Origin of the sequence: Paraburkholderia sp. CNPSo 3272, from assembly GCF_024206495.1 — a bacterium.
In the GTDB taxonomy this organism is placed as follows: domain Bacteria; phylum Pseudomonadota; class Gammaproteobacteria; order Burkholderiales; family Burkholderiaceae; genus Paraburkholderia.
On record NZ_JAMBPQ010000029.1, the window covers coordinates 1 to 17,940 of the forward strand.

Annotated in this window: 17 protein-coding genes and 1 pseudogene; 10 read left to right on the forward strand and 8 right to left on the reverse strand. The window is 65.4% G+C overall.

All coding sequences use genetic code 11. The annotated features are described in order from the left end of the window. Both M3I53_RS27255 and M3I53_RS27260 read left to right on the forward strand, forming a co-directional pair. Positions 1 to 239, forward strand: a pseudogene (locus tag M3I53_RS27255) (DDE transposase); the annotation flags it as partial. Between the two features lie 98 nt (positions 240 to 337). Continuing rightward, positions 338 to 1,207: a sulfurtransferase gene (locus tag M3I53_RS27260; protein ID WP_069261337.1), complete on the forward strand. Its 870-nt coding sequence runs from the start codon at positions 338 to 340 to the stop codon at positions 1,205 to 1,207. Positions 1,208 to 1,234: 27 nt separating this feature from the next. Here M3I53_RS27260 and M3I53_RS27265 read toward each other — a convergent pair whose 3' ends face one another. From M3I53_RS27265 to polA, 3 genes are all read right to left on the reverse strand, one after another. Next, positions 1,235 to 2,107 carry a dienelactone hydrolase family protein gene (locus M3I53_RS27265; protein ID WP_254318983.1) on the reverse strand — a complete coding sequence of 291 codons (873 nt, stop codon included), beginning with the start codon at positions 2,105 to 2,107 and terminating at the stop codon, positions 1,235 to 1,237. Positions 2,108 to 2,191: 84 nt separating this feature from the next. Then, complete coding sequence (locus tag M3I53_RS27270; protein ID WP_254318984.1) at positions 2,192 to 3,568, reverse strand: NAD(P)/FAD-dependent oxidoreductase; 1,377 nt, start codon at positions 3,566 to 3,568, stop codon at positions 2,192 to 2,194. Positions 3,569 to 3,826: 258 nt separating this feature from the next. Beyond that, positions 3,827 to 6,634, reverse strand: coding sequence for a DNA polymerase I (gene polA / locus M3I53_RS27275; RefSeq protein WP_309249551.1), 2,808 nt, complete (start codon positions 6,632 to 6,634; stop codon positions 3,827 to 3,829). 1 nt (position 6,635) lies between these two features. Between polA and M3I53_RS27280 the strand changes: the two genes are divergently transcribed. After that, on the forward strand, positions 6,636 to 7,403 hold the full coding sequence (locus M3I53_RS27280) for a TIGR00730 family Rossman fold protein (protein ID WP_254318985.1): 768 nt from the start codon (positions 6,636 to 6,638) through the stop codon (positions 7,401 to 7,403). Positions 7,404 to 7,479: 76 nt separating this feature from the next. Here M3I53_RS27280 and M3I53_RS27285 read toward each other — a convergent pair whose 3' ends face one another. Further along, positions 7,480 to 8,406: a transcriptional regulator GcvA gene (locus M3I53_RS27285; protein WP_254318986.1), complete on the reverse strand. Its 927-nt coding sequence runs from the start codon at positions 8,404 to 8,406 to the stop codon at positions 7,480 to 7,482. A gap of 100 nt (positions 8,407 to 8,506) precedes the next feature. Here M3I53_RS27285 and M3I53_RS27290 point away from each other — a divergent pair, with 100 nt between their 5' ends. Further along, entirely contained in the window at positions 8,507 to 9,112 is a 606-nt protein-coding gene (locus M3I53_RS27290) for a chromate transporter (protein WP_254318987.1), read from the forward strand. Next, positions 9,109 to 9,636 (forward strand): chromate transporter, encoded by a 528-nt coding sequence (locus M3I53_RS27295; RefSeq protein ID WP_254318988.1) that lies wholly within the window; start codon positions 9,109 to 9,111, stop codon positions 9,634 to 9,636. Before M3I53_RS27290 ends, M3I53_RS27295 begins: the two co-directional genes overlap by 4 nt. A 101-nt stretch (positions 9,637 to 9,737) precedes the next feature. Here the strand turns inward: M3I53_RS27295 and M3I53_RS27300 are convergent, their stop codons facing one another. Next, the gene (locus M3I53_RS27300; protein ID WP_375542594.1) at positions 9,738 to 11,234 is read right to left on the reverse strand and encodes an AMP nucleosidase; all 1,497 of its coding nucleotides are present in this window, start codon (positions 11,232 to 11,234) and stop codon (positions 9,738 to 9,740) included. A gap of 244 nt (positions 11,235 to 11,478) precedes the next feature. Between M3I53_RS27300 and M3I53_RS27305 the strand changes: the two genes are divergently transcribed. The 3 genes from M3I53_RS27305 to M3I53_RS27315 all read left to right on the forward strand — a co-directional run bounded on the left by M3I53_RS27305 (position 11,479) and on the right by M3I53_RS27315 (position 13,861). After that, positions 11,479 to 11,886: a hypothetical protein gene (locus tag M3I53_RS27305; protein ID WP_254318990.1), complete on the forward strand. Its 408-nt coding sequence runs from the start codon at positions 11,479 to 11,481 to the stop codon at positions 11,884 to 11,886. Between the two features lie 173 nt (positions 11,887 to 12,059). Beyond that, entirely contained in the window at positions 12,060 to 13,067 is a 1,008-nt protein-coding gene (locus M3I53_RS27310; protein ID WP_254318991.1) for a homoserine kinase, read from the forward strand. Continuing rightward, positions 13,058 to 13,861: a BPSS1780 family membrane protein gene (locus M3I53_RS27315; RefSeq protein WP_254318992.1), complete on the forward strand. Its 804-nt coding sequence runs from the start codon at positions 13,058 to 13,060 to the stop codon at positions 13,859 to 13,861. Before M3I53_RS27310 ends, M3I53_RS27315 begins: the two co-directional genes overlap by 10 nt. A gap of 95 nt (positions 13,862 to 13,956) precedes the next feature. On the opposite strand, the gene M3I53_RS27320 is transcribed toward M3I53_RS27315, so the two are convergent. Next, positions 13,957 to 14,136 carry a DUF3563 family protein gene (locus M3I53_RS27320; protein WP_042269847.1) on the reverse strand — a complete coding sequence of 60 codons (180 nt, stop codon included), beginning with the start codon at positions 14,134 to 14,136 and terminating at the stop codon, positions 13,957 to 13,959. A gap of 101 nt (positions 14,137 to 14,237) precedes the next feature. Continuing rightward, a complete protein-coding gene (locus M3I53_RS27325; RefSeq protein ID WP_254318993.1) occupies positions 14,238 to 15,419 on the reverse strand; it encodes a PHB depolymerase family esterase in 1,182 nt (393 codons plus the stop codon). A 286-nt stretch (positions 15,420 to 15,705) separates the two neighbouring features. On the opposite strand from M3I53_RS27325, the gene M3I53_RS27330 reads away from it, so the two are divergent. Beyond that, positions 15,706 to 16,407, forward strand: a complete 702-nt coding sequence (locus M3I53_RS27330; RefSeq protein ID WP_254318994.1) for a phosphatase PAP2 family protein — start codon at positions 15,706 to 15,708, stop codon at positions 16,405 to 16,407. A gap of 38 nt (positions 16,408 to 16,445) precedes the next feature. On the opposite strand, the gene M3I53_RS27335 is transcribed toward M3I53_RS27330, so the two are convergent. Then, complete coding sequence (locus M3I53_RS27335) at positions 16,446 to 17,234, reverse strand: TOBE domain-containing protein (RefSeq protein WP_375542595.1); 789 nt, start codon at positions 17,232 to 17,234, stop codon at positions 16,446 to 16,448. A gap of 374 nt (positions 17,235 to 17,608) precedes the next feature. Here M3I53_RS27335 and M3I53_RS27340 point away from each other — a divergent pair, with 374 nt between their 5' ends. Continuing rightward, the gene (locus M3I53_RS27340; protein ID WP_254318996.1) at positions 17,609 to 17,827 is read left to right on the forward strand and encodes a YdcH family protein; all 219 of its coding nucleotides are present in this window, start codon (positions 17,609 to 17,611) and stop codon (positions 17,825 to 17,827) included. Positions 17,828 to 17,940: the final 113 nt, after the last annotated feature.

The window sequence follows — 17,940 nt, forward strand, 5'->3', positions numbered from 1 at the left end:
CGGTGAAGTGCGAGCCGACCGAGATCAGCTTCGTGCGCGCCTTCCACGTCATCCAGTACGAATTGCACTGGGCCGCCGTCACCCGTGCGCAAGGCAAACTCCCAGCCCTGCTGCAACGTCTGCGCCAGCGCCTCGTTGCACTCCTCAAAGAAGAACGGCCCGGTCGAAAATTCGAGCGGGCCGTGAAGGCTGTACCGAAACGTTATGCCGTCCGCGTCCTTAAAAAGGACCTTAACTGAACGGCATTAGGGCTTAGGCTCGTCTTTTTGTTTAGACTGACGGCACCGGGCCGTCGCATAGCGAGAGAGGGCGGCCTTGCACGATTCAAGGAGCCGTCATGCCCCACACGCACTACACCACGCTGATCTCGGCCGCCAATCTGCACGAACGCCTGACCGCCGCGCCGGGCAGCGTGCTGGTTTTCGACTGCCGCTTCGATCTCGCCAACCCCGCCGCGGGTGAGAACGCCTATGCGCTCGGCCATCTGCCCGGCGCCCAATACCTGCATCTGGACCGCGATCTCTCGGGGCCGAAGACCGGCAAGAACGGCCGCCATCCGCTGCCCGACCGCTCGGCACTCGTCGCCACGCTCCTGCTGCGCGGGCTGAACGAAGGCCAGCAGGTCGTGGCCTACGACGCGCAAGGCGGCGCCTACGCCGCGCGCCTCTGGTGGCTCCTGCGCTGGCTCGGCCACGACTCAGTGGCCGTGCTCGACGGCGGCCTCAAGGCGTGGGAGGCGGCGGGCTTCCCGCTCGTGCGCGACGTGCCCACGCCCGCACGCGGCACCTTCAAGGCCGGCGCGCCGCTGCAGGTGACGGTGGACGCGCAGGCCATCGTCCGCAATCTCGCCACGCATGAACTCACGGTCGTCGACGCACGCGCCGCCGACCGCTATCGCGGCGAGAATGAAACGATCGATCCGGTGGGCGGCCACATTCCTGGCGCGCGCAATCGGTTTTATCAGGACAATCTCACGCCGGATGGCCGCTTCAAGTCGGCGCATGCGCTGCGCGAGGATTTCACGGCGGTGCTGCCGGGCATCACGCCCGAACACGTGGTCCTGCAATGCGGCTCGGGCGTGACCGCCTGCCACAATGCGCTCGCGATGGAAATTGCCGGCCTGCACGGCGCGGCGCTCTATCCCGGTTCGTGGAGCGAATGGAGCGCCGATGCATCGCGGCCGGTCGCGACCGGCCCCAACCCCTAAGCCGGGTATCCGGAGCCGGGCACGGCGTCACACCACGCCGTGCTCCTTGAACCAGGCAATCGCGCGCTTCCAGCCATCCTCCGCATCGGCCTTGCGATAGCTCGGCCGGTAGTCCGCGAAGAACGCGTGGCCTGCGTCGTCGTACACGACGATTTGCGAGCCGCGCCCGCCCTGCGGACCCTGCGCGATGGCGGCCTTCATCTGCTCGAGCGTGTTCTGCGGAATGCTGTTGTCCTGCAAGCCATACATGCCGAGTACCGGCACCTGCAGACTGCCCGCGAGATCGAGTGGATTCTGCGGCGAATTTTCCGTGTGTGCGCCCGCTACGCGGCCATACCAGGAAACCGCCGCCTTGATGCGCGGATTGTGCTCGGCATAAAGCCACGTGTAGATGCCGCCCCAGCAGAAGCCATTGACGCCCACGCGCTTCAGATCGCCACCGTGCCCGCCAGCCCAGACAAGCGCCGCATCGATGTCGCCGAGCACCTGTGCATCGGGCACCTTGCTCGCGATGTTCTCGCCGATTTGCTGCACTGTCGGGTACACCGAGGCATCGCCCTGACGCACGAAGAAGTCCGGCGCGATGGCCAGATAGCCGAGCTTCGCGAAGCGGCGGCACACATCGGCGATATGCTCGTGTACGCCGAAGATCTCATGGATCACGATGATCACCGGCAAGTGCGTCTTGCCGAGCGGCTGCGCGCGATACGCCGGGACGAGCGTGTCGCCCGACTGGAAGCCGATCTCGCCGGCTTCGAGACCTTCGCTGTCGGTGTGGATGGTTTGCGCCGAGACGGGCAGCACGGCAGCGGCGAATCCGCTGCCGAGCGCCGCCTTGATGAAGGTGCGCCGATCGAACGGTACGTGCGGGACGAGGCTATCGACTTCGGGTTTCAGCATGCAGCGCTCCTTGAAGATAGATCGAACAGCGGAAACAGGCAGAATAGCGCCGCCCCGGACGCAAGCGCCGCTCGGTGCAGCCGCTCAGTGCAGCTTCACGCGCGGCAACGTCGTGCGGCGCAGCCAGTGCGCGAAGGTATCGAGCACCATGCGCGCGTAGCCGTGCAGCGCCGCGATGTGCAGCCGGTACAGCGACATGTACATGAAACGGGCGAACAACCCTTCGATCAACATATTCCCGCCGATCAGCCCGCCCATCAGGTTGCCGACCGCGCTGAAGTGCCCGAGCGACACCAGCGAGCCGAAGTCGCGATAAGTGAACTCCTCGAGCGGCTTGCCGGCGAGCAGATTGCCCAGCGACTTGAACAGGAAAGTGGCCTGCTGGTGCGCGGCTTGCGCGCGCGGCGGCACCCCGCGCTCGTGGCCCGGCCATTCGCAGGCCGCGCAGTCGCCGAGCGCGAAGATGTTGTCGTCGAGTTCCGTTTGCAGCGTACGGCGCACGATCAGTTGGCCGAGCTTGTTGACAGTGAGACCGTCGAGCCGCGAGAGCACAGCCGGCGCGGTAATGCCAGCGGCCCAGACCGTGAGGTCCGCGCGCAGGTTCTTGCCGCTCGCGGTGCGCACGACGCCAGGCGCCACTTCGATCACGCGCTCGCTCGTCAGCAGCTTCACGCCGAGCTTCTGCAGCAGCTCGCCCGTTGCCGACGAAACGCGCTCGGGCAATGCCGGCAGGATGCGCGGGCCCGCCTCGATCAGCACGATGCCCACGTCGTTGCGCGGATCGAGCTTGTGCAGTCCATAGGCCGACAGCACCTGCGCGGTGTTGCGCAGCTCGGCGGAAAGCTCGACGCCCGTCGCGCCCGCGCCGATGATCGCCACCTGCACGCGCGGCTCGGCGCCGGCGTCCATGGCCGGCGCGAGGTCGTCCGCCGTGACCTCCGCCGCGACTTTTTCGGGCGCCTGATGTTCGGCGCGCATACACGCGGCGATCAAGCGCTTGCGAAAGCGCTCGGCTTGCTCGACGGTGTCGAGCGCGATGGAATTCTCGGCCGCGCCCGGCACACCGAAAAAGTGCGTCGTGCTGCCGATTGCGAGCACGAGCGTATCGTATTCGAGCACGCGCTCGGGCAGCATTTCCGCACCGTCTTCGTCGAGCACGTGCCCGAGCGTGATGCGCTTCGCCGCGCGGTCGAGGCCGGTCAGCTCGCCCTGCTGGAACTCGAAGCCGTGCCAGCGCGCCTGCGCTGGATATTCGAGCTGATGGGTGAACGGATCCATGCTGCCCGCCGCGACTTCGTGCAGGAGCGGTTTCCAGATATGCGTTGGATTGCGGTCGACCAGCGTGATCGATGCCGCCTGCGGCTTGCCCCGCTTCGCGCGCGCTTCGCCGTAACGGTCGCCGAGCCGCGTTGCCAGTTCCAGCCCGCCTGCGCCTCCTCCCACAACGATAAAGCGATGCATAGACTCTCCGTGCATGTCGAAAGGCGATAGAAAGGCCGATGCATCGACAACATGACGTGCGAGGCACCGGCCTTCAGTCAAATCATTGTCGGCTGACGGAGCGCGCGGCGGCAACCCTTGCGGCGCGCATTCGCGACATCACGCACGCGAGGCTTGCCTTATCGCGCGCGTGCAGTTACATCCTGGTTACGGCTTTGCGGCGGCACAGCGCATTCAGTATGTACTTAGTAGAGCTTCGCTAAGCACCTTGACGCGTCTTCAGTGCGCCTCTTCCCAGTTCTCGCCCACGCCCACTTCGGCGACGAGCGGCACCTTGAGCTGCGCCACCGAGCACATCAGCTCGGGCAAGCGCTTGCGCACTTCGGCGAGTTCGTCGCCCGGCACTTCGAGCACGAGTTCATCGTGCACCTGCATGATCATCTTCGTGCCGATCTTGCGTTCGTCGAGCCATTTCTGCACCGCGACCATGGAAAGCTTGATGAGGTCGGCGGCCGTGCCCTGCATGGGCGCGTTGATGGCGGCGCGCTCGGCGGCCTGGCGGCGCGGGCCGTTGCCGCCGTTGATCTCGGGCAGCCACAGGCGGCGCCCGAAGACAGTCTCCACGTAGCCGCGCGACTTCGCGTCCATGCGCGTTTCGTCCATATAGCGCGCCACACCCGGATAGCGCGCGAAATAACGGTCGATATAAAGCTTCGCCGCGTCGCGCGTAATGCCGAGATTCGATGCGAGGCCGAAGGCGCTCATGCCGTAAATCAGGCCGAAATTGATGACCTTGGCGATGCGCCGCTGGTCCGCGCTCACTTCGAGCGGCGTGACGCCGAACACCTCGGAAGCCGTAGCGCGGTGAATATCGTCGCCGCGCGCGAACGCCGCGAGCAGCGACTCGTCGCCCGAGATATGCGCCATGATGCGCAGTTCGATCTGCGAGTAGTCGGCGGAAACGATCTTGTGACCCGGCGGCGCGATGAACGCCTCGCGAATGCGCCGGCCTTCGCCCGTACGCACGGGGATGTTCTGCAGATTCGGATCGTTCGACGCAAGACGGCCCGTGACCGCCACGGCCTGCGCGTAGTTCGTGTGCACGCGGCCCGTTTGCGCGTTCACCATGCGCGGCAGCTTGTCGGTATACGTGGACTTGAGCTTGGCAAGCCCGCGATGCTCGAGCAGGATCTTGGGCAGCGGGTAATCCTCGGCGAGCTTTTGCAGCACTTCTTCGTCGGTGGAAGGCGCGCCGCTCGGCGTTTTCTTCACGACCGGCAACTGCAGCTTCTCGAAGAAGATCTGACCGATCTGCTTGGGCGAGCCCAGATTGAATTCGCCGCCCGCGAGCGCATACGCTTCCTCTTCGAGCGCGATGAGCCGCACGGCAATTTCCGCGCTCTGCTTTTCCAGCCTCTCGGTGTCGATCAGCACACCGTTGCGCTCCATCTTGCGAAGCACGCGCGACGTGAGCAGTTCGATGTGGCGATACACGTAATCGAGGCCCTTCTCGGGCGCGATCTGCGGATAGAGCGCGCGATGCAGTTGCAGCGTGACATCGGCGTCTTCGGCAGCGTATTCGGCGGCCTTGTCGAGCGAGACGTCGTCGAAACCGATCTGCTGCGCGCCCTTGCCCGCCACCTCTTCGTACTTGATCGTCTTGATGCCGAGATGGCGCAGCGCGAGGCTGTCCATGTCGTGGTTGCGATGCGATTCGAGCACATACGATTCGAGCAGCGTGTCATGCTCCACGCCGTTCAGCTCGATACCATAGTTCGCGAGCACCTGCTCGTCGTACTTCATGTGCTGGCCGACTTTCTTGTGCTGCTCGCTTTCGAGCCACGGCTTCAGGCGCGCGAGCACTTCGTCCTGCGGCAGTTGATCGGGCGCGTCCGGGCCGCGATGCGCGAGCGGCAAATAGGCGGCCACGCCAGGTTCCGTCGAGAACGAGATGCCGACGAGCTTCGCGACCATCGGATCGAGCGCCGTGGTCTCGGTGTCGAACGCGGTGAGTTCGGCGTCTTCGATTCGCCTGAGCCATGTGTCGAATTGCGGCCACGTCTGGATCGTTTCGTAGTGGCGCGGGGCATCGACGAACAGCGCGGGCTGCACGATCGCATCTTTTTCGGGCGCGTCGCCCTGGGTCGCGGCGGGCACCGTCTCCCTTTGCTGACTCGCTTCGGTGACTTCGCGCAGCCAGGTCTTGAAGCCGTGTCGCGCGAAGATATCGCGCAGTTCTTCGCGCGCTTCGGCTCGCGTGGCGAGCGACGCTTCGATCGACTCGAGATGCGGCGTCAGATCGCAAGCCGTTTCCACCGTGACGAGCTTTCTCGCCATCGGCAGGAAGTCGAGCGCGTCGCGCAGATAGCCGCCCACAGCGCCCTTGATTTCATCCGCATGCGCGATCACGCCGTCGAGCGAGTCGTATTGCGTGAGCCATTTGACCGCCGTTTTCGGGCCGCACTTGTTCACGCCCGGCACGTTGTCGACGGTGTCGCCGATGAGCGAGAGATAATCGATGATGCGCTCCGGCGGCACGCCGAACTTCGCGATCACGCCTTCGCGATCGAGCGTTTCATTCGTCATCGTGTTGATGAGCGTGACGTGGTCCGTCACGAGCTGCGCGAGGTCCTTGTCGCCCGTGGAAACGATGACCTTCATGCCGAGATTCTCGGCTTGGTGCGCAAGCGTGCCGATCACGTCGTCGGCCTCCACGCCTTCGATCATCAGGAGCGGCCAGCCGAGCGCGCGCACGGCCGTGTGAATGGGCTCGATTTGTGCAGCGAGCGGCTCGGGCATGGAAGGCCGGTTGGCCTTGTACTCGGGATACCAGTCGTCGCGGAACGTCTTGCCCTTTGCATCGAACACGCACGCGCTATACTCTGCCGTAACGTCCTTGCGCATGCGACGCAGCATGTTGATGATGCCGTATAGCGCGCCCGTGGGTTCGCCGCCAGGACCGCGCAGATCCGGCATCGCATGGAAGGCCCGATAGAGGTAGCTAGAACCGTCGACCAGCAGCAGGGTCTTACCTTCCAGCCCGTTTTGTAGCTTTAGCTTTGTATCCACGCGTAGTTCTTCAGGCATTATGGACAAGAGAAAAGTGATTCCGAGTCTGCGTTCACTCGCAGATCAAGAGCGCGCGACGGCCAAGAAGGCGCGCGCATCGTGGCAGATGTTCACGATTATGGCAGAGTTTATCGAGGCGACCGAGTACCTGTCCGAGATCCGGCCGGCGGTCAGCATCTACGGTTCCGCCCGCCTGAAACCGGAGTCGGAGTACTTTCAGCTCGCCTCCACCATCGCGCGCAAGGTGTCCGATGCGGGCTTTGCGGTGATCTCCGGCGGCGGCCCCGGCATCATGGAAGCCGCGAACCAGGGCGCGCATGCGGGCAAGTCGCCTTCGGTGGGCCTGAACATCGAGTTGCCGCACGAGCAGTCAGGCAACCAGTGGCAGGACATTTCGTTGCGCTTCCGCCATTTCTTCACACGCAAGGTCACGTTCGTGAAGAACTCGGACGCCGTGATCGTCATGCCCGGCGGCTTCGGCACGCTCGACGAACTGGCCGAAGTGCTCACGCTCATCCAGACAAAAAAGTCGCGTCACGTGCCCATCATTCTGGTGGGCGCCGACTTCTGGAAGGGACTGCTCGACTGGTTCCGCTCGGCGCTCGTGCCCATGGGCCTCATCAATCCCGAAGATATGGACCTGATGCAGGTGATCGACGACCCGGACCAGGTGCTCGAAGCCGTTCTCAAGTTCTACGAAGATGCGGACACTGCCGAAGATACCGGCAAGGAGCACCCGGCGCGCCGCGACCGCGACTCCGACGAAGACCGGATGTTCTATCTCTGATGCACGCTTGCGGATGGCCTGCGGTTAATGTTTTCGCAGGCCTTCGCACCGCTCGTGCATCAGCGCATCACTCCCCTCATGCTTTCTCCGCGCTTGCGGGCACGCCGGACGCACCGAGCGGCGCCCGCGCGCTCGCCTGCTCTTCCAGCCAGCGGCAAAACTGCACGACGAGCGGCGCTTGCGCCACCTCGCGGCGCGCCACCCACCAGTAGCCGCGCGCGTCGAGATGCGGCCCCGCGAGCGGGGTGACGAGACGCCCCGACGCGAGTTCGTCATCGAGCAGCGGCAGCGGGCCGAGCGCGACGCCCAGTCCATCCACGGCGGCCTGCAAGGCCAGATAGAAGTGGTCGAACGACTGCTTCTTGCGGCATTTGGCTTTCACGCCTGCAGCCGCGAGCCAGGTGCGCCACGCATCGGGGCGCGTGTCCGAGTGCAGCAGCACGTGGCGTGCAAGATCGCTTGCCTGATGAATCGGCGCACGTTTGAGCAGCGCCGGACTGCACACCGGCAGTTCCGTCTCGTCGAGAAAATGACCGGCCTCGCAGTCGGGCCAGTGGGCTGGACCGCGCCGCACGGCCACGTCGAAGCCTTCGAGCGTCTCGACCGGCGCGTTCGAGGTCGACAGGCGCAACTCGACGTTCGGCGCGAGGCGCTGAAACTGCGAGAGCCGCGGCAGCAGCCATTTCATCGCGAAGGTGGGCAGCGCGCTCACGCGCAGCACGTGCACCACGCCCGTGTCGCGCAATTGGCTGGTTGCGCGCGCGATGTCGTCGAATGCGGACTGCACGGCCGCGAGGTAGCGCCGCCCGTCCTCGGTCAGCGCGACCCGTTTGCCGTGCCGGTGAAACACCTGCACGCCGACCCACGCCTCGAGCGCGGCCACCTGCCGGCTGATGGCACCGTGAGTCACATTGAGCTCGCCCGCCGCAGCGGAGAAGCTGTTGTGCCGTGCAGCGGCTTCGAACGCGCGCAGCGCGGGAAAGGGAGGAAGGGAGCGTGCCATGCTTGTGAGTGTAGATCACAAGAGCACGCCATAGAAATCGTTTTGCCGCGCGCGCGATTGGGCTTAATCTCCGAACTTGCCTCAGAAGTTCCTTCCATTCATGAAACAACCCATCTCATCGCCCGCCGCAGCCGGACATGGCACGGAAGACGGCCTGCACACGCCGACGGTGCGCGATCTGTTCCTCGGCTTTCTCGGTCTCGGCTTCACGTCGTTTGGCGGCGCATTGCCGTTGGCGCGGCGCACCATCGTCGAGCAGCTCCGCTGGCTCACCGCCAGCGAGTTCACCGACCTGCTCGGCCTCTGCCAGTTCTTACCGGGCGGCAACGTCATCAATCTCTCGGTCGCGCTCGGCATGCGTTTTCAGGGATGGCGCGGCGCGCTCGCAGGCATTCTCGGCCTGATCGCGGGTCCGTCGCTCGTCGTGATCGGGCTCGGTGTGCTCTACGAGCGCACGCAAAACGACCCGCACGTGCGGCATCTGTTCGTCGGGCTCGCCGCGGCGGCCGCCGGGCTGCTCGTCTCGATGGCCCTGAAAATCGTTCTGCCGCTGCGGCGCGAGCCCGCAGCGGCCCTGGTCGCCGCGCTCGGCTTCGTGGCCATCGCCGTGCTGCGCACGCCGCTCTTGCCCACCATGCTCGTGCTCACGCCAGTCGGCATCGCGCTCGCGGCCCGCGCGGCGCGCAAGGAAGGAGGCTTGCGATGAGCGCCACACTCGTTGCGCTCGCCGCGATCTTCGGCCAGCTTTCGCTGCTCGCTTTCGGCGGCGGCAACACGATCCTGCCCGAGATGCAGCGTCAGGTCGTCGAGGTCCACCACTGGATGCCCGCCAGCGAGTTCAGCGCGCTATTCGCGCTCGCCCAGGCCGCCCCGGGCCCGAACATGATGGTCGTGACGCTGGTGGGCTGGCACGTGGCCGGCTGGGCAGGCATGCTGGTCACGTCGATTGCGAAGTTCGGGCCGTCGTCGCTCGTCACGATCGCCGCGCTGCATGCGTGGGATCGCTTCAAGGACCGCCCGTGGCGGCGCATCGCGCAAAAGGGGCTCGTGCCGGTGACGGCGGGTCTCGTGGCCGCGAGCGCCGTGCTGATCGCGAGGGCCTCCGATCCTTCCTGGATCGCCTGGGCGATTACCGGCGTATGCGCCGTGCTCGCGTTTCGCACGAAGATTCATCCGCTGTGGCTGCTTGGCGCGGGGAGTTTGATCGGGCTGTCGGGATTCGGGCAGTAGGCGACACCCGCGAATGATTCGGTATCCGAATTGATGCAAGGCAAGAGCGCAATTCGACGGACTGGCCGGCGCCCACCGTGCGCCAGCCAGCCATAAAGCGGCTACTGAAACGCCACCTCGGCGAAGCTGCGCAATTTGCGGCTATGGAGCTGGTGAAGGCCGTTCGTGCGCAGAATCTCCATCGCCTTCACGCCGATCTGCAAATGCTGATCGACCTGCGCGCGATAGAACGAATCGGCCATGCCCGGCAGCTTGAGTTCGCCGTGCAGCGGCTTGTCGGAAACACACAGCAAGGTGCCGTACGGCACGCGAAAGCGGAATCCGTTCGCGGCGATGGTTGCGCTTTCCATGTCGAGCGCGATCGCGCGGCTTTGCGAGAGGCGTTGCACCGGCTCGCGATGATCGCGCAGTTCCCAGTTGCGGTTGTCGACGCTCGCCACCGTCCCGGTGCGCATCACGCGCTTGAGCTCCACGCCGTCGAGCTTCGTGACCTCAGCGACCGCGCGCTCGAGCGCGAGCTGAACTTCAGCGAGCGCCGGAATCGGCACCCACAGCGGCAAGTCGGCATCGAGCACGTGATCCTCGCGCACATAGCCGTGCGCGAGCACGTAGTCGCCCAGGCGCTGCGTGTTGCGCAAGCCCGCGCAGTGGCCGAGCATGATCCACGCATGCGGACGCAGCACGGCAATGTGATCGGTGATCGTCTTCGCGTTCGACGGTCCGACGCCGATGTTGATCATCGTGATGCCGCTGCCGTCCGCACGCTTGAGGTGATAGGCCGGCATTTGCGGCAGGCGCGCCGTCGCCGTGCCTTCGTCGTCCTGTTCGCCCAGGTTCGCGTTGTACGTCACCACATCGCCGGGCTCCACGAACGAGGTGTATTCGCTGCGATAGTTGCGCAGGTCGGCGTCGTCGGTATGTGCCATCATCGCGCGGCCGAGCTTCACGAACTCGTCGATATAGAACTGATAGTTCGTGTAGAGCACGTAGTTCTGCACGTGCGTGGGCGACGTGGCCGTGTAGTGCTTGAGCCGGTGCAGCGAAAAGTCCACGCGCGGCGCGGTGAAGAGTGCAAGCGGATGCGGCTCGCCGGGCTCCGGCTCGTAGGTGCCGTTCACGATGCGGTCGTCGAGCTGCGCGAGATCCGGCGTATCGAATACGTCGCGCATGGCGAAGAGGCGCTCGCGGTCGAGATCGCCTTCGAGGTGTATGCCTTCGGCGAACGCGAAATGCACGGGAATCGGCTGATCCGACACGCCCACTTCGATGCCCACATGATGGTTCTTCGCCAGCAGACGCAACTGCTCGCGATAGTAATTGCCGAAAAGATCGGGGCGCGTGACGGTGGTCTCGAACACGCCGGGGCCCGCCACGAAGCCATACGAGCGGCGCGAGTCGATATGCGTGTTGACGTTGGTGCGGATGCGCACGAACGGGTAGCACGCGCGGACGCGGCGCTCGAACGCCTCGCCGCGGCGATAGCGCGCAAACGCGTCGCGCAGGAACGACGTATTCGCTTCGTAAATGCTCGAGAGGCGCGCCACGGCGTCGGCGGCGTCTTCGAAAAATTCGTCCGGGAAGTCGTGCGCCGGCGTCATGAGGGGCCGCAGGTAGCTATCGTTGTTCATCTTCGTTCGCCTCTCCGTTTGATGGGTCCACATTACCACGGAAGGTGCGACTTTCTGGCGACGGACCTCGCCACGCCCAGGGCTTTTGGAGCACCCGCCGGGAGGACGCTGCGAGCGTCGCGCACGGCCCGCCGGCGCGGGCCGCAGCGCTTGCGCGACATGGGGCAAAGCGCCCGGATTTGCTAGAATTGGGGCATCCCATCGGAGAAAGACCATGAAGTCGCACCTTCTTGCCGCCGTCGCGGTGACGCTCGCTTTCAGCGGGGTCGCCATGGCCGCGCCGGCCGACGACGCAAAGACCGCCGTCGAGGCACAATCCGCGCAGGCCGAGAACGAACGCGCGGGCCTGCCCGATCTGGCTGCGATCAACAACAAGCCGGCCGCACGCGTCACCTCGAAGGTCAACATCAACGACGTGCCGCGCGTGCCCAGCTATCACGAAGTGAGCCCGAACGGCACAGAAATCACCGAGTTCCGCGACAAGGGCAAGCCCGTCGAGATCAACGTGCATTCGAACTTCGGCACGCGCTATACGATGAGCGCGAACCCCGACACCTCGCCGCAAGTACGCAACAACGGCCAGGCCAGCACGCGCCTGCCGTCGATCAACCTGCATTACTGAGCCATCCGGGCGCGCGCATGCCTTTGAGGAGGCAGCCCGCCCCAACGCCATGTGCGCCGCCCCATGAGCCGGGCCGCGGCCATCGCGCCTGAGCCGGACACGCCTGCAAGCCCCTCGGGCAGTACCGCGCAGCGTTCGCCGACCCGCCATTACCAATCAACCGACCTTCTTGCATGGCCGTCTTTACCGCTGTCACCGACCAGGATCTTGCCCAATGGCTGCGCGACTACGAGCTCGGCGACGTCGTCGAATTTCGCGGCATCCAGTCCGGCATTGAGAACAGCAACTTCTTTCTGACGACGACGCGCGGCGAATACGTCCTGACGATCTTCGAAAAGCTGACGGCCGAACAACTGCCGTTCTACCTCGACCTGATGCGGCATCTCGCCTCGCATCGCGTGCCGGTACCCGACCCCATGCCGCGCAAGGACGGCGCGCTCTTCGGCCTGCTGCAGGGCAAGCCTGCGGCCATCGTCTCGAAGCTCGAAGGCAAGCCCGAACTCGCGCCCGGCGTGGAGCACTGCGCGGAAGTGGGCCAGATGCTCGCGCGTATGCACCTGGCGGGCCGCGACTACCGCGGCGACCAGCCGAATCTGCGCAGCCTTTCATGGTGGGAAGAAACCGTGCCGACGGTGCTGCCGTTTCTGGACGACGCCCAGCGCACCCTCCTCACGAGCGAACTCGACCATCAGCGCGCATTCTTCGGCTCGGCCGACTACGCGGCGCTGCCGGGCGGTCCGTGCCACTGCGACCTGTTCCGCGACAACGCCATGTTCGCGCACTCGCACCCGGCGCCGGGCCACGAAGTTCGGCTGGGCGGCTTTTTCGACTTCTATTTCGCCGGCTGCGACAAGTGGCTCTTCGACGTTGCCGTGACCGTGAACGACTGGTGCGTCGATCTCGCCACCGGCAAGCTCGACGCGGCGCGCGCCGACGCGCTCCTGCGCGCCTACCAGACCGTGCGCCCATTCACGCCCGAGGAAACGCGGCACTGGATGGACATGCTGCGCGCAGGCGCGTACCGCTTTTGGGTCTCGCGCCTGTATGATTTCCACCTGCCGCGCTCGGCCGAACTGCTCAAGGCGCACGATCCCGGCCACTTCGAGCGCATCCTGCGCGAGCGCCTCGCCGGCAGCGAGGCGGGTTCCCATCACGCCTTGCCCCATCGCCCATGCAACTAATTGAAGTCCCCGCGAAGACGGGCTACGTCTGGTTCCGCCAGGGTATCTGGCTGTTCCGCCGCAATCCGCTCGCGTTTCTCACGCTGTTTTTCGCCTATTTGCTGGCGATGACGCTGATTTCCGCCATTCCCGTGATCGGCGGCGTGCTGCCGCTGCTGTTCGTGCCCGGCGTGGCCGTCGGCTTTATGGCGGCGTGCCGCAACACGATCGCGGGCAAGCCGGTGTTCCCGACCATTCTGATCGACGGCTTTCGTTCGTACGGCAGCAACGTGGCGAAGCAACTGCTGGTGCTCGGGGCGATTTACGTGGGGGCGATGTTGCTGGTGCTGGCCGCGTCTGCGTTCGTGGACGGCGGCGCGCTATTGCGGCTGATGACGATCGGCGGCGACCTCGACGCGCAAGCGCTCGCCAACAGCGACGTGCCGCTCGCAGTGCTTGCCTCGCTGCTCTGCTACGTGCCGGTGTCGATGCTGTTCTGGTTTGCGCCCGTCCTCACGGCTTGGCACGACGTGCCGCCCGTGAAGGCCCTGTTCTTCAGCATCGTGAGCTGCTGGCGCAACAAGGGCGCGTTCATGGTGTATGGGGCGCTGTGGTTCGCCGTCTCGACGGTCGTCTCGATCGGCCTGTCGGCGCTGCTGCGCGCGCTCGGCGCCGGCGACTTCACGGTGGCGATCCTGATGCCTGCGCTCATCATCGTGACGACGATGCTCTATTGCTCGTTCTACGCGACCTATCGTGGCTGCTTCGGTGTGCAGGAAAAGCAGGCCGCCGAAATGCCGGATTCGGGACGCTGACCGGCGCGGTAGTCGTTCAAGCTCAAAACGCAAAAACGGCGCCTTTGCGAGCGCCGTTTTTATTTTGCCACGTTAGCAGGGCGCAGCATTCCTGCTTAGCCGTAGTGGTTCATCCACGACGGGTGGCGCGTGGCCTTCTCGCGATCCATCTTGCGCATGCGGAACTCGAGATCGTAGATGTCGACGGACTGCGCGAGATACGCTTCCTCGCGCTGCTGGCGGCGAGCTTCGGCGGTTTCGGAGAGGAACAGGAAAAGACGGCTGAGCAGGTACATGATTTGGCCCTTCTTTGACGGGCACGTGCCCGCGAATCGAATGAAGCCATTATAGGGTAAACCCTGTTTAGGGTAAACCCCTAAGTTGCACCTGGTCGCTTTTAACCAACGTCCTGCGTCAATTCGGCGTCGTAGGCCTCGTCGAAGGCCTCGCGGCGATGAGCCTCGAAAAACTCCCAGATCAGCGCGCTCGCGTCCGGTCCGGTCGAGGAATGGAAGGGCACCGTGTCGTCGCCGCCGCTCCAGGCGTGGTCGAGGTCCGCCACGCGGCACAGCCGCACGACACTCGCGCCGTCCAGCTCGTAATCCTGCTCGCGATAACCGTCCCTGAAAGTCTCGCGCGACACGACGCCCTGACGCACGCCGCGCGTATCCGCAAGACCGTTCAGACGCAGCAGTTGCAGCGCGAGCTGTTCCGCGTTGACGGGCGCGACGACGGCGTCTGCGTCGCCCTGCACGACGATCGCGGGCATGCCCGGGTGGATACGCGCGCCCAATTGGGTATCGACGAGCGCCACCGGATCGTGGTGCACACCGCGCCGCATCACATCGAGCGCGGTCACGCCCGAGCGTGCTTCACCGAATGCGGGGCCGGAATGCAGTGCGATGGCGGCGAAACGGCTGGGCGAGCGCACCGCGAGCAACATCGCGAGCCCCGCGCCCGCCGACAAACCCGCCAGATAGACGCGCGAGCGGTCGAAGCCGTGCTCCTCGACGAGCGCATCGACCAGAGAAACGACGGATGCCGCTTCGCCGCCGCCGGCCGCGTCGCGCGCGTCGTACCAATGCCAGCATTGGTGCGGGTGCGCGCGTTCCGACTGCTCGGGATACACCACCGCGAAGCCATGCCGGTCGGCGAGCAGGTTCATGCGGGTGCCTTCGGCGAAGGAGTCCATTGACTGCTTGCAGCCGTGCAGCATCACGACGAGCGGCATGCCCCGCGTCTTGCGCGCCGTCGGCAGGTACAGCCCGTAAGGCAGGGAACGTCCGGCATGCTGGTCGTTCGCCGGTACCAGGTGATCCGCGCGGCGCCATTCGCCCGCGGCCCAGGCGGCCGCACGCGGACCCACGCGCGACTCGCGCACCGGCGCGCCGCTGCGAGCCTGCCCCGGCGTCACGCGCCTGGCCGCCTGCTCGGCTGCGGCCTGAGCGGCGCGCCAGATTGCCTGCGGCTTGGGCGTATCGATTCCCGCCCCTTTGAGGGCGTTGCGGGTCGCCCCGGTCTGGATGGCGAGCAGACGTCGCATGCCACCTGCCCACAGCTTCGTCAGATTTTTCGTCATCTAAGGCCTCGTAAAAGGGTCCGACGCATCGTGGCGTTTTGCCCCGATACGTCGTTGTGCAACGCACAATAACACCATTTGGATGACGCTGCAGATCGGACAAGCTGGGTTCTGTCCGTCCGTGCGTTCGTCGAGGCACGCCTTCGTCTAGGCGAGGCCAGCTATACTGGATGAACGTCTCACGCGCGTGTCGGCCAGCCAGGCGGCTCGCGCGTTAAGTCGCCATGAAGTAGCGGTTAAGCACCTGCAATCCCAGGATCCTCTTCAGACAGCCGGCAGCGGACTCATGCCAGATTTGCCCATTCACCTTTGGTACTCGATTACCAATCTCGGCGGCGCAGGCCTCACCCTGCCGCTGGCGTTGGCGATCGCGCTGTGGCTCGTCGTCGGCTACTCGTGGCGGATGGCGGCGAGCTGGGTGTTTGTGCTCGGTCTGGCAATCGGCCTGGTAACGCTCACCAAGATCGCGTTTCTCGGCTGGGGCGTGGGGGTAAGAGAACTGGATTTCACGGGGATCAGCGGCCACGCCATGCTGTCCACGGCCGTCTATCCCGTCGCGTTCTTCTTGATGCTGCAAGGCGCGCCGTCAATTGTGCGCGCCACAGGCGTGACCATTGGCCTCGCGGTAGGGCTCGCGGTCGCGCTCTCGCGCGTGGTGCTCGACGCCCACTCGCCTTCCGAGGCCGTCACGGGCTGCGTGGTCGGGGCGCTCACCGCGCTCGTGTTCGCGCGCTACTGGTGGCAGGCGCAAGCCCGGCGAATTTCTGCGGCGGCCGTCGCGCTGAGCCTCACGGCGCTGACCATCGCATTGCACAACGTGCATGTGCCCACGCATCGCTGGGTCACGCACATCGCGCTCACGGTTTCAGGCCACGACCGGCCCTACGTGCGCGCCAAATGGAAGGCCAACCGCGCCAACCGCGCGCCGGTCGCGCCCGTCTCGCAAACCCGCAACGGCCTCACGCCGCCCGCCCAGCGCCACGCCTGAGCAGCCCGCCTGACTGGCGGCGTTCCGTTCGACGCCGCTCAACCGGCCACGCCTAGCAGCACGCTCGAAGCCTTGAACACGGCCGTGGCCGTTTGTCCTGCGGCGAATCCCAGCGCGTCCACGCTCGCGTCGGTCACGATCGCGGCGATCACGGCGCCGCCCGGCAGCGCGAGCCTCACTTCGGCGTTCACGGCGCCGCGCCGCACGACCTCGATGGTCCCGCTGAGCCGGTTGCGCGCCGAAAGCCGCTCCGCGTCCGCCGCTCTCGCGACCAGCACGACCGAAGTCGCCTTCACGAGCGCCACCACGGGCGCGCCCGCGGCAAGGCCGAGCGCTTCAGTGCTCTCGTGTGTGATCGTGGCCACGATGCCTTCGCCGCCGGGTAGCGCGATCGACACCTCGTCGTTCACCGCGCCCCGCACGATCCCCGAGACGGTGCCGAACAGCTGATTGCGCGCGCTCGTGCGCATGGCGAAGCGGCCGAGCACGGCCAGGTCGCGCGTGAACCCGCCAGCGTGTGCATCGCCGCGTTCGCCCGCAACGGCCCCAAGCGCGTGCGCCGCACGCTCGATAAAGCGCTGGTGCTCATGCTCGATGGCGCGAAACGTCTCGACGAGCCGCAGCGCCCGCGGCGTAAGCGTCGTCCCGCCGCCGCCCTTGCCCCCCGTCGCGCGTACCACGAGCGCCTCGCCCGCAAGATTGTTCATGACGTCGACGGCATCCCAGGCGCCCTTGTAGCTCATGCCAACCGCTTTCGCGGCGCCTGTGATCGAACCGGTTGCATGAATGGCTTCCAGCAGCGCAATGCGCGCCGCGCCACCCAGCATCTGCTGGCCGCACTGAAACCAGACCGAGCCGCCGAGACCCAGCTCCGGCGCTTCGGCGGGTGTCGATGTATCAGGGGAACCTGCGTCGGCTTGGCCGGTTCCGGTGATTGGGGAGTTCGGGTCAATGGGGTTCATCATGCGCAAAAAAAGCCAAAACAAGCCGCGCCGGCCTGGAACAGTGCAAGCGGATGAAGCGCCAGGAACTGCAACGACGCGATCGATGGTACACGCGAGCGCGCCTCGATGCCCCCAGGTAACGTCCCTGAGCTTCGGGCAACCGGAGTCTGATGATGGTCAAGACTGCTACGACCAGACGGTGGAAAAATAATTACGTGCCAATTTCCTTCATTTTTCCTGTCTGTAAGGAGTGTTGAGTGTTCCCTGAGTACAGAGATTTGATTTCGCGCCTCAAGATCCAGGACGACCATTTCGCCCGGATTTTTCATCGTCACAACGAACTCGACCAGCAGATCAAGAACATGGAGGCCGGTGTCGTGGCTTCGCACGGCATGGAACTCGAGAAGCTGAAAAAGGAAAAGCTTCGACTCAAGGACTCCCTCTACCTCATCCTCAAAAAGGCGGCAAACGCCTGAAACCAGGCGGCGTCGGGCGCTGGCCGTCAGCTGGACTTAGCGAGCTGGTACCGGCCATCGGCGCGCCTGCTTTTGCCTCGGCGCCGCTCTGCCAATCAAGCCGCGTCGACTTC